The organism is Sphingobacterium sp. UT-1RO-CII-1, assembly GCF_026711005.1.
In the GTDB taxonomy this organism is placed as follows: Bacteria; Bacteroidota; Bacteroidia; order Sphingobacteriales; family Sphingobacteriaceae; genus Sphingobacterium.
Window position 1 is genome coordinate 368727 of record NZ_JAPPVJ010000003.1, and the last position, 15173, is coordinate 383899.

Sequence of the window (15173 nt, forward strand, 5' to 3'; positions counted from 1 at the left end):
GCAGATGGAAGCACTTACCGTAAATAATATTGAATACAAAGCCAACGGAAAAATATTGCTGGACAATGTTTCTTTCACATTACCCAAAAATTCTATGCTTGCTGTTATCGGGGCTAACGGGGCCGGAAAGAGCACCCTAATCAAGTTACTCTGTAAAGAATTGGAACCGTCCGCAGGCCATATTCACATCCATGGAAAAGCTTTAGTAAACTACACCATATCTGAATTGGCTGGGTTTCGCTCCGTATTAAACCAACATAATACTTTGTCTATTTCATTTCGTGTGGATGAATTAGTTATGATGGGGCGCTACCCACATTTCAAACACCAACCTACAGACAAAGACCACAACATCGTTCGTGCTGCATTAAAAGAAACTGGAATGGAGGCCTATAGCAGAAGAGACTACAATACTCTTTCAGGAGGTGAGCAGCAACGGGTACAATTGGCTCGTGTCATAGCACAAATCTACGAACAGCAAAATGCTTTACTCTTCCTAGATGAGCCCACAAACGGGCTAGACCTCCTCTATCAGCAACATATTCTACAACTGGCAAGTGCCATGACACAAAAATCATGCACGGTAGTCAGCATCTTGCACGACATCAATTTTGCATCTCAATATGCAGACTACATCCTCTTATTAAAAAATGGAAAAACTGTTGCTTTTGGCGAACCGAACGAAGTCATAACTGAAGAACACATAGAAACAGCCTTTCAAGTGAGAATCAAAAAGATTGACGATGTAGACTACAAGCATCCCTTAGTTTTCCCAATATCAACCTTATTAACAAACAAATAAAATAAAAAAAAAAAGATAAAAAATGAAGTCATTAGTAGAGAAATATAACAAATTAAAAAACGAAAATCCCAAGGCACGTATACGCGACATAGCCAATCAACTAGGAGTAAAAGAAGTAGAACTAATAGCTATCAGTAACAACAATATACAGCTGAAAGATGAATTTGAAGCTATATTGAACGAAATACCTCAATTAGGCCCTGTCATGGCACTCACAAGAAACGAGTTTGCTGTACACGAACGTAAAGGTACCTACAACACTTCTGAGTTTCACGGAAAAATGGGGCAAGTAGTCGGGCCGGATATTGATTTACGATTATTCCTTTTTTCGTGGAAATTCGCATTTGCTGTAATTGAAAATGACAAAAAAAGCATACAGTTCTTTGCAAAAGATGGCTCCGCCATACATAAAATTTATCTCACAAAATCCAGTAACGAGATTGCATTTGATGATCTTGTTGAAAAATATAGAGATAATAACTTCAGCAAGAATTTGATAATTGAAGCCGCCCCCCAAGAACAGTCTCCAGTTTCTACGGAAAAAATTGATATACAAGCTTTCCAACAAGACTGGTTAGCATTGGAGAACACCCATCAATTCTTTTCAATGTTAAAAAAACATGGAGTAGATCGCAGACATGCACTACAGCATGCACCCGAAGGCTATTCACAAACGATCTCTAAAGATAAATTTAAAGAAATATTACAGAAAGTTGCAAAAGAGCAAATAGAAATCATGGTTTTCATAGGTAATAAAGGTTGTATCCAGATCCATTCCGGTGCTATTAACCGCTTAGTACAAGCAGATACTTGGTACAACATACTAGATCAAAAATTTAATATGCACCTCAACGAAGACGGTATTGCCGACATCTGGGTTGTCAAAAAGCCCTCTACAAACGGAATTATCAGCAGTATAGAAATACTAGATACTGCAGGAGAAATCATTGTGCAGTTTTTCGGAAAAAGAAATGCAGGAGTTCCTGAACCAGAGGGTTGGAAAAAAGTGTTGACCGAAATCGATAACAGTATTAGTTAAAATAAAAATTATTCATCTAATATGTCCCAATTCATCATTGGGTCGTTTGCTCATGTAATGTCAAATGACCTAATGATGATATATAAACGCTCAAAAATCAGGAGAATGCGATCTTTAAGGCAGATCTTAAAATAACAAAAAATTGTAGACCTTCTCCTCTACAGGCTTAAAATATAAGTTGATATCTTTCTCACTATGAGAGTTTCCAAAACTGTTTGTAATAAAATACAAAAAGTATTAAAAATCTTAAAAAGAAAAGCCTAATTCCCACAATATAACCTCCCGATTATTCATAACATATTGGGTCAATCTAAACTGCTTGGTATCTTCATATTCTACAAGCTCGATCCCATCTACTGATACATGATAGATATCTGCATCTGGATAGGCCATCAATATCAGCGAATGTATAGCAATAATAAATTACGATCGCTTTTCTACCAATTTGTTTAATACGCGTCAACATATTAAACTGACTTACTATAAATAAGGCCGACTTCTGTTCATCAAATGTGTAAAGCCCATTACCATATACTCGATTGTTCAGAAGTGTCAAAAAATTATCGCCATGCAATCGCTCATGTAGAGAACCACCATAAGCTCTCTCCAGTTTTTCAAATTCACCTTTATAAAGTTGGTCAACTTCACTTGCAATATTGTAAAAGCTCTCTGCTCTCAAAAAGTAGCTGTCCTTATTACGATAAGCAGTTCCAGTCAGTTTTATATCTTCAAATAGTGCAGACTTCGAATCGAACCACGGTTCTCATCAGGCGATCCCGTAAACGAAAAAGCCCTAACTTTCGTTAGAGCTTTTTTGTCGGGGTGGCAGGATTCGAACCTACGACCTCCACATCCCAAATGTGGCGCGATACCGGGCTACGCTACACCCCGATCGTTGGTATCACCTTTTCTTGTGTGGCACAAATATACGGCGCAAAAAACTAATCTGCAAACTTTATTTTAGCCTTTCTATTTAAAGCACTGATAATTTGATTGATAATTTTTCATGACTGACATAAATAGTGTTTTCCTATTCCATAAACAGCATTATCAACCGCTTACTATCATACATAGTACTAAAAGACACCTCGTCCATAAACAAAAATACACAACCAATCACACCCCACTTCCCAAAGCAGATCAGATGACACCTCAAAAGACAGAAAGTATAAAATAACTGGAATAAAAATCAAATTAAAGATGCAGAAAACACCATATATTTCAAAAATTTCCGAATATGAATATTTTTTTTCCCTTTACACCACCCAACCATAACGCATTCAAAGTATATTTGCTGTCACTATTTGTATTCAATCTAAATAAAAATAGTGCTGCATAATCTCTTCTCTTAAAGTTGTCGTGAGATCCTTCTTACGGCAACTTCTTTACATTATTACAGTCATTTTTTTACAATAACCAAACTCATATTACTGCAAGCACATAAAGCTATCCTTTTTCTTTCGTAAATTTGACGTATGAGCAAGCATGATATTTCGGATCTAGATGATATAAAAAATTTAGTCGACACCTTCTACGGGAAAGTACAGGTCGATGACTTTATAGGCCCTATTTTTAATGAAAAAATAAGAAACAATTGGCCGGAGCATTTACGTAAAATGTACCAATTTTGGCAAACAATACTACTAGATCAACATACCTATCAAGGGCGGCCATTCCCCCCTCATGCGCAGCTTCCAATAAAGCAGGAACACTTTGAGCGCTGGCTTGCCCTATTCGATACAACAGTCAATGAGCTCTACGAAGGTCCTATTGCTGAAGAAGCAAAATCCCGAGGTAGAAAAATGGCTACACTTTTTCAAGTAAAATTAGAACATATCCGTCAATCGCCTTTCCGCCCCTTACTCTAGTAAGCTCTATTCTACGTAGTTCCTATACTAATATAGCGATTTTTCTAGCTATAGGTATTCTAATTACTCATGCCACAGCCTCGCCACCTACAATGCTGTCTGTTGCCTTCACATACATCAGCAATCCCTCCTAAAGCTGCCAGCGACTCCTAGCCGCTCCTAACGAAGTCATAATCACCAGCCTTTACCTAAAGCACAAGACAACAAACATACATAAGATAAATACGGGATAACATAGGGATAAGTATGGGGTAAACTAGAATAATCACGGACTTCCACGGACTTTCACGCATTTTCACGGACTTTCACGGACTAATTGCCTACACAGAAAAGAAAAAGGAAAGAATCTTAGGGTCGGATTGACCCTAAGACTAATATAGAAAATTAATTGGCATCAAAGCCAATTAACATCAATAATAATTAATGCAATGTATCAATCTGCTGATCAATCAAATAAAGTAAAGAAGCAATCGCTGCTACCCCAGACTGCAACTCCCTATGATCTACCGCTTCAAATACATCCTTTGCCGAGTGATGAAGGTCAAAATAACGATTTGGATCAGGACGAAAATTAAACATCACCGTATTCGGGAAATGCCTACCCCATACACCTGAATCTACACCTGGGCTTCCCTGTAGAAAACGGGATACCCAATATTTTTCTTCAAACAAAGGCTGCCATTTTTCCTGAATCAAAGCGACCTGAGAAGCCGAAGCTTTAATATCAAATCCTCGCGGAGCAAAACCACCTGCATCACTCTCTATTGCAGCAATTAATTTCTCTTCCCGTTCTTTTGCCTCCTCTCCATATTTTAAAGCTCCATGCACCCCATTTTCTTCATTCATATAAAACACCAAACGGATTGTATGCTTAGGCTTATAGCCCAAAGCCATTAACGTACGTATGGCATCCAAAGTTCCCATAGTACCTGTACCGTTATCATGTGCTCCCTCACCGACATCCCAAGAGTCAATATGTCCGCCAATGGTAATAATTTCGTTAGGCTTCTCGCTACCATGCCATTCTGCTATAACATTATGCGTATTCACCAAACCTTTCCAGGCTCCATGTCCCGATAAATTTACTTTTGTTTTAGAATCTTCCTTTAAGATATCCGATAGCTTTGTTGCCCCTACAGCCGAAATAGCAAAAGCAGGGATACTGTCTATTCCTTCCACATAGCGTGTACCTCCGGTATGTGGGTAATCATCAAAACGGGAAGAGCCTAAAGAGCGAAAAAGATAAGCAACTGCCCCTAGCTTGGCTGCCTCTGCTGGGCCACGGCTACGTTGCCCACTATTCAGTCCATAAGCCACACCTGTTTCAACAATGGTCTCATCCCAAGCTTTATTTACAAAAACAATCTTCCCCTCTACCGCATCACCATGCTGGCGGAGTTCGCTCAACAATTCAATCTCCAATACCTCAGCCTCTAAACCTTCAGTAGGGGTAGCAACTGATCCTCCCAGTAATAACACATTTAAGGGTTCTTGGCTTCCTTTTATAAATGCTTTTTCCGCAGGACCTCTATCCCAATAGGGTACCTGAACATCCTGTAAGTACACCTTATCGAAAGGTAATTTTTCCATCAGCGTTTTAGACCATTGCACAGCTCGGTCGGAACGTTCCGATCCGGCGATACGATGCCCGATTTCCTTCGTGAGATACCGCAAATTAGAATAAGCCTCACCATTAGTAAAAGACTCTTTATATATCTTATCCAACATCAATGAATCCTGCTCCTGAGCAGCAAGTGATCCCAGTCCAAATACAGAAAGGGCCGAAAAAAAAAGTATATGCTTCATAAAGGTTTTTTCTATGTGTATAGTCTATCTTTTATCTATCTTATGAAATAAAACCCGAGACGCACTTATATCGCTTTTACAATAACACCATGCATAATATTTAATACCAGGTTATGTTTCGCAGAAGCTACGCAACATGGATCTTTCATATTTTAGAATGCTAAACTTAAGTATTATTTTTGAAAAATGGCAAGAGAATTACCCCGACCGCCAAAAACGGTGGATCTACACAGTGATGCTTTTTTAAGCAATTTGGACGAATACGAAGCTGACGAGCTTCTGGCAGAATCCATCGACCTCTTGCGTGCATCCCTAGATGCTGCCATCTATTGGGATTATGCCGAAATACGCTTTATCCACGGTAAAGGTAAAGGCACTTTACGTAAAGCTGTCTATCAAGAGCTCGCCTATTACAAATCTAGCGGTGCTATTGCCCAGTATCACCCTGCCTATCACAATGAAGATATTGTCATCGTAAATATCGGCCTATAATACTTTAACTCGGTATATTTCATATGGAAAACTCGTTTTATCCTCCCCTCCGTGCCATTGTGGCAAACGGTTGACCTGTGCGCATGAAAAATAAAGGTAGCCATCACTACCCACACCTAAAGAGTCTGGCCAGATCAACCGGCTATCTTGCACAACAAGTTCAATCTTTCCGTCGGGAGTTAATCTTTTTATACTATAATCCAATGACGATGTTAAGTAAATATTCCCTTCACGGTCCGCAACCAACCCATGTGTAATAGTGGTTTCCCCAAGGTCTTCTACATAACCCTGTAAAGAGGCTGCTGATAATGCAGCATCTGCAAGGTACCTCGTTTCTATCCGATAAAGATGCAGGCTATTAATAGGTTTAAAATAAAAATAACGATTATCTTTCGTCAGTGCAATCCCGTTTACGTTCGAACGAAACGGATTGCCCTGCCTATCACGCATATCTTTACCCTCATACTGCAGTACAATATCAGGATCGGCCAGTGTAAACGCTGTATTTGCCAGCACCAAACGGCTTTGGCGGCTTTTCAAGTCTAAAACCACTATACCTGCCTGTCCGGGATCAGAAAGGTAAGCCATCTGCTTATCCGTGTCAACACGAACGTCGTTCAGTGCAGACTTAAATTTATCCAACCCTTCAAAATCATATTCACTGACGACTTTATTTGTAGCCAAATCAATCTGAACCAACTTAAAATCACCAGTGCGCGCCTGTTCATCACCATCGCCAAAAATAGACTGCGAAGGAGAAGGCTTTGAATCCAGCACCCACAGCTGATCATTCGTATCTACATATATATCCTGTACATTAACAAAGAATTTTGCTTTGTCTGTACCCTCTTTCACGTTCCATTCTGAATTTGGAAAAGCTTCTGCCTTTCCATTACTAACCTCCGCCAAACCAAAAGCATAAGGCTCACGCTTAGGAAATGAAACAAAAACCCTGTTTGTACTAGACACACTGACCCCTATAGGCTGCGACTTACCCAAGGAGACCACCACTTCCAACTTTGGGTCGTGCATCTGCTGTCCGCTCACAAAAGATCCTACCATAAAAAAAATTGCCATTAAAAAATAAAACCGCATGTTCCTATCATTTTAAAACCGCTACAAAAGCAACATCTCTTCAAATTATTTAACAAAGCATAGGCGATATAGTTTACACTTTTAGCAGGTCCTCCTTTTCCAGTTCTTCTTTCATAATCTGAAGAAACAAAGTCTTTGCTTTAGACATACTATCCTGACTCCAGAGCAAGGATAATGTTGTGCGTTGTTTAAGCGACCCTAAGTCTATAAAATTAACAAGTGTTGTATACCCCCTTTTCAGGGATGCCGGTACAATAGCTACCCCGAGCCCCTGCTCCACTAAATTAAAAATAGACAGGGCGTTTACCGTGCGCAAGGCCACTTTAGGTACGAAACCTGCATCGCTAAATATACTCATCACCAAATCATAATACGAATGGCTATAGTTTTTTGAAAACAAGATAAAAGGCTCTGTCGAAAAATCTTTCAGCGAAACAAAATTTTCCTGCTGTATAGGAAAATCACGGGGAACGGCTAATAAAAAATGCTCAGTAAGCACTGGTAAGCTGCTCAGTCCTTTAGGCACTTCATCCAGCCGTACAAAACCAAAGTCCAATTCTTCTCGCAACAGTTTATCCAATTGCGTATTATTGGAAAGCTCCTGCAAGTCTACCTCAAATAAAGGATAGTCGTGTTTCAACGTCACTAAAAGCTGCGCTAAAACCGACTGTACAGCCGAGCCTATAAACCCTACTTTAAGCTCCATAACTCCACCATCCTGAAAAGTACGAATATGCCGATCGACTCTTCGCAATGTCACAAACAAACTATCCACTTCTTCTTTTAAATAGCGGCCCGCTGCCGTCAGCGCCACACTACACTTGTTACGTTCGAACAATTCAACGCCATATCTTTCCTCCATCTGCTTAATCTGCCGGGTCAATCCGGGCTGTGATATAAACAGTCTTTCGGCAGCTTTCCTGAAGTGTAGCTCCTCTGCCAGAACACCAAAATAATGCAGATGTCTCAACTCTATCTGATAACTCATAGTAATCAATGATTGACAATATTGATATTTATAATTATTAAAACTAAACATTATTTTTGAGATATAACATTATAGATCACAACAATGGCAGCATTTAAATACGGCATAGATTATCTAACAAGCTCCACTGCCCATGCACTGGCAGAAGGGAAACATACAGGCATACTAACAGCTGAAGCAAAAGACGCTATCCTAAAAAGCGCAGGTTATGTAGATAAAATTGTAACATCAGGAAATACTGTTTATGGCATCAACACAGGCTTTGGTCCTTTATGCACCACGAAGATAGATGCGGACGACACCCGTAAACTACAGGAAAACATTTTAAAAAGCCACGCTGTTGGTGTAGGCGAACCGATAGACAAAACGCTATCGAAAATGATGATGATCTTGAAAGTTCACGCTTTATCACGGGGTTTTTCAGGAGTCAAATTGGACACCGTAGAGCGCATATTGTGGCATATTGAGAAAGATATTATCCCGATAGTACCTAAACAAGGATCGGTGGGTGCATCGGGCGATTTAGCTCCTCTTTCCCATCTCTTTCTCCCTTTAATAGGTTATGGAGAAGTATGGTATAAGGGAGCAGTTTGCCCTACGGATGAAGTGTTAAAAGAATACAATTTATCTCCAATAAATCTGGGGGCAAAAGAAGGGTTGGCACTAATCAACGGTACGCAATTTATGGCAGCCCATGGCGTACAGGCAGTGTTGCAAATGCATAATTTATTAACAAATGCCGACCTCATTGCCGCACTAATGATAGAAGGATTAAATGGCTCTATAAAACCGTTTTTTAAACAATTGCATGCCCTGCGCCCTCACCGTGGAAACAGCTTTGTAGCAGATAGCATTTATAACCTGCTAGAAAACTCGGCAATTGTAAACTCACATCAAAACTGTTCGCGCGTACAGGATCCTTATTCGTTACGCTGTATTCCGCAGATTCATGGGGCGTCCCGACAGGCATGGCTCCACCTCAAAGAAACAATAGAAACAGAAATAAATGCGGTTACCGACAACCCTATTATTATTAATGACGAACTTACAATCAGTGGTGGCAGTTTCCACGGACAGCCTATAGCACTTCCAATGGACTACGCTACACTTGCCGTTTCAGAGATTGGCAACGTATCGGACAGACGTGTTTACCTGTCTCTAGAAGGAGACACACCCAATGTTCCGAAATTGCTTTTAAAATCTACAGGGCTGAACTCCGGCTTCATGATTTTACAATACACAACAGCAGCCTTAGCAAGTGAAAATAAGTCTTTATGTTTTCCTGCAAGCGCGGATAGCATACCTACGTCTTTAGGCCAGGAAGACCATGTAAGCATGGGCTCTATCAGTGGGCGAAAACTTATAGAAGTAATAGGCAATGTTACCCGCATTCTGAGCATTGAACTCCTTTGCGCTGCACAAGCCTTCGACTTTCACCGTCCGTTACAGTCTACACCTATATTAGAGGCAGTACATAAAACAATACGGGAACACATTCCCCATATCGACGATGACAGACCCATGAAAGATATACTTGAAAATGCGCATACTTTAATCGCATCGGGAAAATTAATCCACGTAGCCGAACAGACCGCTAAAGAAGCTAATGTTCCCTACTATGGTATAAACAACGACCTTTTTAATACTTTCTAAGCATGAAAAAGATACTTATCGGGCCATTTGCCCAAATACTTACACTAGATAATTTGCCTTTACATGGAGCACTCGCCGATTCTTCACTCGAGGTTATTCAAGAAGGGGGGGTACTGATAGAAGGAGACTACATTGTAGAAACCGGCCTTTACAGCACATTAAAAGAGACTTACGGCGATACGGTTGACTATGTAAAGACTCCACCCCATACCGTATGCCTGCCCGGCTACATAGACTGCCATACCCATATCGCTTTCGGTGGCAACCGAGCAAACGATTACGCCTTACGCAATGCCGGAGCAACATACCTCGAAATAGCTGCTGCTGGCGGAGGTATCTGGAGCACGGTTACCCATACACGAGAAGCTACGGAAGAGGAATTAGTCCATCTGATCGTACAGCGCTCTTCACAGCTCGTAGAGCAAGGCATTACGACCATCGAAGTAAAAAGTGGCTATGGCCTATCTGTAGCAGAAGAGCTGAAAATGCTACGAGCTATAAAAAAAGCTCAAAAACAGGTAAAAGCAGATATTGTCCCCACTTGTCTAGCTGCACATATGAAACCTAGGGATTATACGGGTACAGGTGAAGAATATCTGCAGGAAATTGCAGACCAACTTTTCCCGATACTACGGAAAGAGAAATTGAGCAACCGCATAGATGCTTTCATTGAAGAAAGTGCCTTTTCAGCAGACGAAATTCAAGCCTACTTTAGCACCGCTAAAGAGCATGGGTTTGACATTACCGTGCATGCCGACCAGTTTTCAACCTCCGGTTCAAAAGTTGCCACAGCATTTGCTGCTGTTAGTGCCGATCATTTGGAAGCTTCCGGCGATCGGGAAATAGAATTATTAGCGAAATCCGACACAGTAGCTGTTGCACTTCCTGGTGCTTCCATAGGTTTGGGCTGCGCCTACACTCCTGCCCGAAAGCTACTGGATAGCGGAGCTTCCCTTGCTATTGCTACCGATTGGAACCCCGGTTCCGCACCTATGGGGCAACTTATGGTGCAGGCTTGCGTGTTGGCAACAGCCGAGAAGTTAAGCAATGCAGAAGTGTTCACAGCCCTCACCTCACGAGCAGCAAAAGCACTGAACCTGCGCGATCGTGGCGTACTAACAAAAGGTAAAAAAGCAGATTTCAGCATATACGCTACCGATAATTATCAAAACATCACATACCTGCAGGGCACGTTGCTGCCGCAGCAAGTTTGGAAAAATGGACAACTTATTCATGAGACAATCAAGTAAGCATGACATTTAAAGAAGAAATAAAACAAGGTATACCTCAGGTATTACCTGCGGCCCAACCTTATGATACAACCGTAAGTCATGCGCCAAGGCGAAAGGATATACTACAACCCGATGAAAAAAAACTGGCACTAAAGAATGCGCTCCGCTATTTCCCTGCAGAATGGCACAGCGAGTTAGCTCCAGAGTTTTTAGACGAGCTTAATACGTTTGGCCGTATTTACATGCACCGTTTTCGTCCGAACTATGCCATGTACGCACGCTCCATTGGTGAATATCCGGCACAAAGCATACAGGCAGCAGCTATTATGCTGATGATCCAGAACAACTTAGACCCCGCCGTAGCACAGCACCCTCACGAGCTGATTACTTATGGGGGAAACGGGGCGGTTTTTCAAAACTGGGCGCAATACCTACTTACTATGCAGTATCTCGCAGAGATGACCGAAGAACAGACTCTGCACAGCTATAGCGGCCATCCGATGGGTTTATTTCCTTCGTCGAAAGAGGCTCCTCGATTAGTTGTAACAAACGGCATGGTGATTCCAAATTACTCAAAGCCAGACGACTGGGAACGCTTCAATGCGCTGGGAGTTAGCCAGTACGGACAGATGACAGCAGGTTCGCATATGTACATTGGGTCTCAGGGCATCGTGCACGGCACAACGATTACTGTTATGAATGCTTTCCGCATGCATTTAACGGCAGGAGAAAGTATTAACGGAAAGGTATTTTTAACCTCTGGATTGGGAGGAATGAGCGGGGCACAGCCCAAAGCAGGCAATATTGCTGGCTGCGTAACTGTATGTGCAGAAGTAAACCCAGATGCTGCACGAAAGCGCCACCAGCAAGGCTGGGTAGATGTATTAGTGGATAACATGCCCGATTTGATCAGTCGCACCACAGAAGCGACCACCAAGAAGGAAGTTATTTCTATTGCCTATATCGGCAATATTGTAGAGGTTTGGGAAGCTTTTCTAGAGCATCAGATCCAAGTGCATGTCGGTTCTGATCAAACTTCCTTACACAATCCTTGGGCTGGAGGTTATTATCCTGCTGGACTAAGCTTTGCAGAAGCTAACGAACTGATGACCGACGATCCTACTGCATTCAGGCAGGCTGTACAGGCTTCATTAAAACGACAGATAGCCGCTATCAACAAACATGTAGCGCTCGGAACTTACTTCTTTGATTACGGCAATGCTTTTTTACTGGAAAGCAGCCGCGCAGGAGCCGACGTGATGGCAGAAGACGGCATTAATTTCCGTTACCCTTCATATGTACAGGATATTTTGGGTCCGCTTTGTTTTGATTACGGCTTTGGTCCGTTCCGTTGGGTATGTACTTCAGGCGAACCAAAAGACCTTCGCCAATCTGACCATATTGCACAACAGGTATTGGAAGAGCTAAAAAAGACAGCTTACCCAGAAATCGAGCAACAGCTTGCGGATAATATACAATGGATTAAACAGGCCGAAGCCAATCAACTTGTTGTGGGTTCACAAGCACGTATTTTATATGCCGATGCAATTGGGCGTATTCGCATAGCAAAAGCATTCAACAAAGCTATACGCGATGGAAAAATAACAGAACCTATTGTACTGGGCCGTGACCACCATGATGTTAGCGGAACTGACTCTCCTTATAGGGAAACAAGTAATATTTACGATGGAAGTAAATTTACGGCGGATATGGCCATACACAATGTGATTGGCGATAGTTTCCGTGGGGCAACTTGGGTTTCGATTCACAATGGTGGAGGCGTAGGCTGGGGTGAAGTGATTAATGGCGGCTTCGGCATGGTACTGGATGGCAGTGCAGATGCCGATCGTAAGCTGGAAAACATGTTATTTTATGATGTGAATAACGGTATTGCACGCCGTGCATGGGCACGCAACAAAGAGGCCAGACAGGCTATTGAGGTTGAACTTGCACGCACAGCAACTTTACAAGTAACGCTTGCTAATGAAGTGGACAGAAAAATTATTGAAAGTTTGTTTTAAGCTATCTTTGTACTAAAACACTTGGTTCAAATTTTCAGAAATGAGCGATATAACTAAAAATTACCACCCTGCCGATACAGCTATCTGGACAGGCAGAACAGATGGTACAGAGTCTGCACATTTGCGTTGGCACCAGATCATACAGTGTATCGACCTCCGAAATGTGGAGAGTTTAGCAGGAAAATATGTCTTTTTAGGTTTTCCTGTCGACGAAGGTGTTAAACGCAATAAGGGACGTATAGGTGCATCTGAAGGCAGCCTTTCGCTACGTAAAACTCTCGTGAATCTTCCTGTACAACGGGAATATGCTATTGACCTAGCAGATGCGGGAGATATTGTCTGTTTGGATAATGACCTCGAGTCGGCGCAAACAGCCTTAGCAGAGGCGGTAGCTATCATTATTCAAAGGGGTGGGTTTCCCATTGTTTTAGGCGGCGGACATGAGGTGACCTACGGTCATTACAGTGGTGTAAAAGCTGCTAAAAAAGGCAAGATAGGTGTCATTAACTTTGATGCGCACTTCGATCTGCGCAGGCCCGAAGGAGGAGTTCCGACATCGGGTACAGGCTTTTACCAAATAGCAAGTGAAGAAAAAGCTGCTGGTAGCCATATGGATTATCTTGCTATAGGCATACAACGCATCAGCAATACGGAGGCTTTATTTGATACCGCCTACAACTTTGGCGCTGATTATATCGAAGCTAAGGATTTCCATTATATGAATAATAGTTTTATTGAATATAAACTGCAAAACTTTCTTGACCGCATCGACCATTTGTACGTGACCGTTGATTTGGATGTATTTGCAGCAGCCTATGCCCCCGGTGTTAGTGCCACAGCTTTCAATGGCCTTGTCCCCGACCCTTATTTTAAACTGGCAATGAACCAGCTTATGGCTTCTCCAAAATTAGCCAGTATAGATTTTGCAGAGCTCAACCCTAGATACGATATTGATTCAAGGACTGCTAAATTAGCAGCAGATTTAATATATTCGTTGGTAAATAAGTAGCCCCTTTCGGGCTGTGCCTAGCAGTCGGCACATAAAAAAAAACACTATCAAAATCGATAGTGCTTTTTTATTTTTATATTATATCAAGCTATTTAGCGGGAATAATAGTTAATTTTCTAAATTCGATACCTGTGTGGTCACCCTGCAGATAGATAGGTCCCGGTTCGCCCTCATTACTATCTAACGCACCGCCCGTAATACCCGGTATTTCCTGCTCGCTAATGATTGTTTTTCCGTTAGCAACAATAGTTACTAAACGACCACGGAGTGTAATTTCATAGGTATTCCATTCGCCTACACCTTTTGCCATGTTCGCATTAGGTGCTAAGAAACCGTAGACACCTCCAAAATACAACGCTCCAGGATGTCTATCTTTAGGGGAGTCTTCAATCTGCACCTCATAACGTCCGCGTAAATAAATACCGGAGTTGCCATCTTTAGCGTAGCGGAATTCTGCCTGTAATTTAAAATCTTCAAAATTTTGATCTGAGATCAGGTTAGCACCAGCTTTTTGGTTGATCAGTATACCGTCTTCAACAATCCATTGATTATCATCCGATGTTGGCGTCCATCCTGTTAAGTCTTTATCATTAAATAATTCTATCGGTTCGCCCCACTGCACTTCACCTGTGCGCACTAAATAGGGCGCTTTGACACCTTTAAAGTTAAAAGTATTTCCTTTATTACTGGTTATAGTACCCTGAATGGCCCCATCTACCAATTCTCCTTGAATAGTAAACAAGCCTTCACCACCTTCCCATTGTGGTGGGATTTCAAATGAAAATTTATTATCCTGTAATTTAATATGAGATACCGGACGACTACTTCCTGCATCAGCAACAAACGCACCTACCAAAACATTAAAGCCTGATAGTTTTACTTCTAACCAAGATGGGGCTTGCTTCCCGTCCTTATCAACCGTAATATCCCAGCGTCCGATTAAATCTTTTGCTTCTTCAGGAATCGTCTGCGTAGCAGGATTGTGTATTTCTTCTTCCTGTTTTTCAGGAGATATCGCGTTATTACAGCTTATTAGTGAGCCTACTAAAAGACAGGCTAAAGTACCGTACTGTACATATTTTTTCATCATATCTATAGATCTTTTTAGGAGATTAGACGGCAATTTACGAAAAAAAATAAATTCTATAAACAATATTATGCTTTATTC

The 15173-nt window shown here is 41.5% G+C and carries 13 protein-coding genes and 1 tRNA gene; 8 read left to right on the forward strand and 6 right to left on the reverse strand.

Translation table 11 applies throughout. From position 1 onward, the window contains the following. The first annotated feature begins 4 nt into the window (after positions 1-4). Together ORI89_RS08975 and ORI89_RS08980 are read left to right on the forward strand one after the other, a co-directional pair. Positions 5-802 (forward strand): heme ABC transporter ATP-binding protein, encoded by a 798-nt coding sequence (locus ORI89_RS08975; protein WP_268230127.1) that lies wholly within the window; start codon positions 5-7, stop codon positions 800-802. A 22-nt stretch (positions 803-824) separates the two neighbouring features. Next, the gene (locus ORI89_RS08980; protein WP_268230128.1) at positions 825-1841 is read left to right on the forward strand and encodes a hemin-degrading factor; all 1017 of its coding nucleotides are present in this window, start codon (positions 825-827) and stop codon (positions 1839-1841) included. Between the two features lie 328 nt (positions 1842-2169). Here ORI89_RS08980 and ORI89_RS08985 read toward each other — a convergent pair whose 3' ends face one another. After that, the gene (locus ORI89_RS08985) at positions 2170-2520 is read right to left on the reverse strand and encodes a hypothetical protein (RefSeq protein ID WP_268230129.1); all 351 of its coding nucleotides are present in this window, start codon (positions 2518-2520) and stop codon (positions 2170-2172) included. A 138-nt stretch (positions 2521-2658) separates the two neighbouring features. Further along, a tRNA-Pro gene (locus ORI89_RS08990) sits at positions 2659-2732 on the reverse strand. 584 nt (positions 2733-3316) lie between these two features. On the opposite strand from ORI89_RS08990, the gene ORI89_RS08995 reads away from it, so the two are divergent. Then, positions 3317-3709: a group III truncated hemoglobin gene (locus ORI89_RS08995; protein WP_268230130.1), complete on the forward strand. Its 393-nt coding sequence runs from the start codon at positions 3317-3319 to the stop codon at positions 3707-3709. A gap of 420 nt (positions 3710-4129) precedes the next feature. Here ORI89_RS08995 and ORI89_RS09000 read toward each other — a convergent pair whose 3' ends face one another. Next, positions 4130-5515, reverse strand: coding sequence for a M20/M25/M40 family metallo-hydrolase (locus ORI89_RS09000; protein ID WP_268230131.1), 1386 nt, complete (start codon positions 5513-5515; stop codon positions 4130-4132). A 186-nt stretch (positions 5516-5701) separates the two neighbouring features. On the opposite strand from ORI89_RS09000, the gene ORI89_RS09005 reads away from it, so the two are divergent. Then, positions 5702-6007, forward strand: coding sequence for a Smr/MutS family protein (locus ORI89_RS09005; protein WP_268230132.1), 306 nt, complete (start codon positions 5702-5704; stop codon positions 6005-6007). Here ORI89_RS09005 and ORI89_RS09010 read toward each other — a convergent pair. Further along, positions 6002-7102, reverse strand: a complete 1101-nt coding sequence (locus tag ORI89_RS09010; protein ID WP_268230133.1) for an L-dopachrome tautomerase-related protein — start codon at positions 7100-7102, stop codon at positions 6002-6004. The genes ORI89_RS09005 and ORI89_RS09010 overlap by 6 nt on opposite strands. Before the next feature lie 73 nt (positions 7103-7175). Beyond that, entirely contained in the window at positions 7176-8090 is a 915-nt protein-coding gene (locus tag ORI89_RS09015) for a LysR family transcriptional regulator (RefSeq protein WP_268230134.1), read from the reverse strand. 84 nt (positions 8091-8174) lie between these two features. Between ORI89_RS09015 and hutH the strand changes: the two genes are divergently transcribed. Genes hutH through hutG form a run of 4 tightly spaced genes read left to right on the forward strand, consistent with a single transcriptional unit; the run spans position 8175 to position 14005 of the window. Beyond that, positions 8175-9743 carry a histidine ammonia-lyase gene (hutH, locus tag ORI89_RS09020; protein ID WP_268230135.1) on the forward strand — a complete coding sequence of 523 codons (1569 nt, stop codon included), beginning with the start codon at positions 8175-8177 and terminating at the stop codon, positions 9741-9743. Between the two features lie 2 nt (positions 9744-9745). Then, positions 9746-10993 carry an imidazolonepropionase gene (gene hutI / locus ORI89_RS09025; RefSeq protein ID WP_268230136.1) on the forward strand — a complete coding sequence of 416 codons (1248 nt, stop codon included), beginning with the start codon at positions 9746-9748 and terminating at the stop codon, positions 10991-10993. Between the two features lie 2 nt (positions 10994-10995). Then, complete coding sequence (locus ORI89_RS09030; protein WP_268230137.1) at positions 10996-12996, forward strand: urocanate hydratase; 2001 nt, start codon at positions 10996-10998, stop codon at positions 12994-12996. 40 nt (positions 12997-13036) lie between these two features. Beyond that, positions 13037-14005 carry a formimidoylglutamase gene (hutG, locus tag ORI89_RS09035; RefSeq protein WP_268230138.1) on the forward strand — a complete coding sequence of 323 codons (969 nt, stop codon included), beginning with the start codon at positions 13037-13039 and terminating at the stop codon, positions 14003-14005. An 88-nt stretch (positions 14006-14093) separates the two neighbouring features. On the opposite strand, the gene ORI89_RS09040 is transcribed toward hutG, so the two are convergent. Beyond that, positions 14094-15095, reverse strand: a complete 1002-nt coding sequence (locus tag ORI89_RS09040) for a 3-keto-disaccharide hydrolase (protein ID WP_268230139.1) — start codon at positions 15093-15095, stop codon at positions 14094-14096. Positions 15096-15173 lie beyond the last annotated feature (78 nt).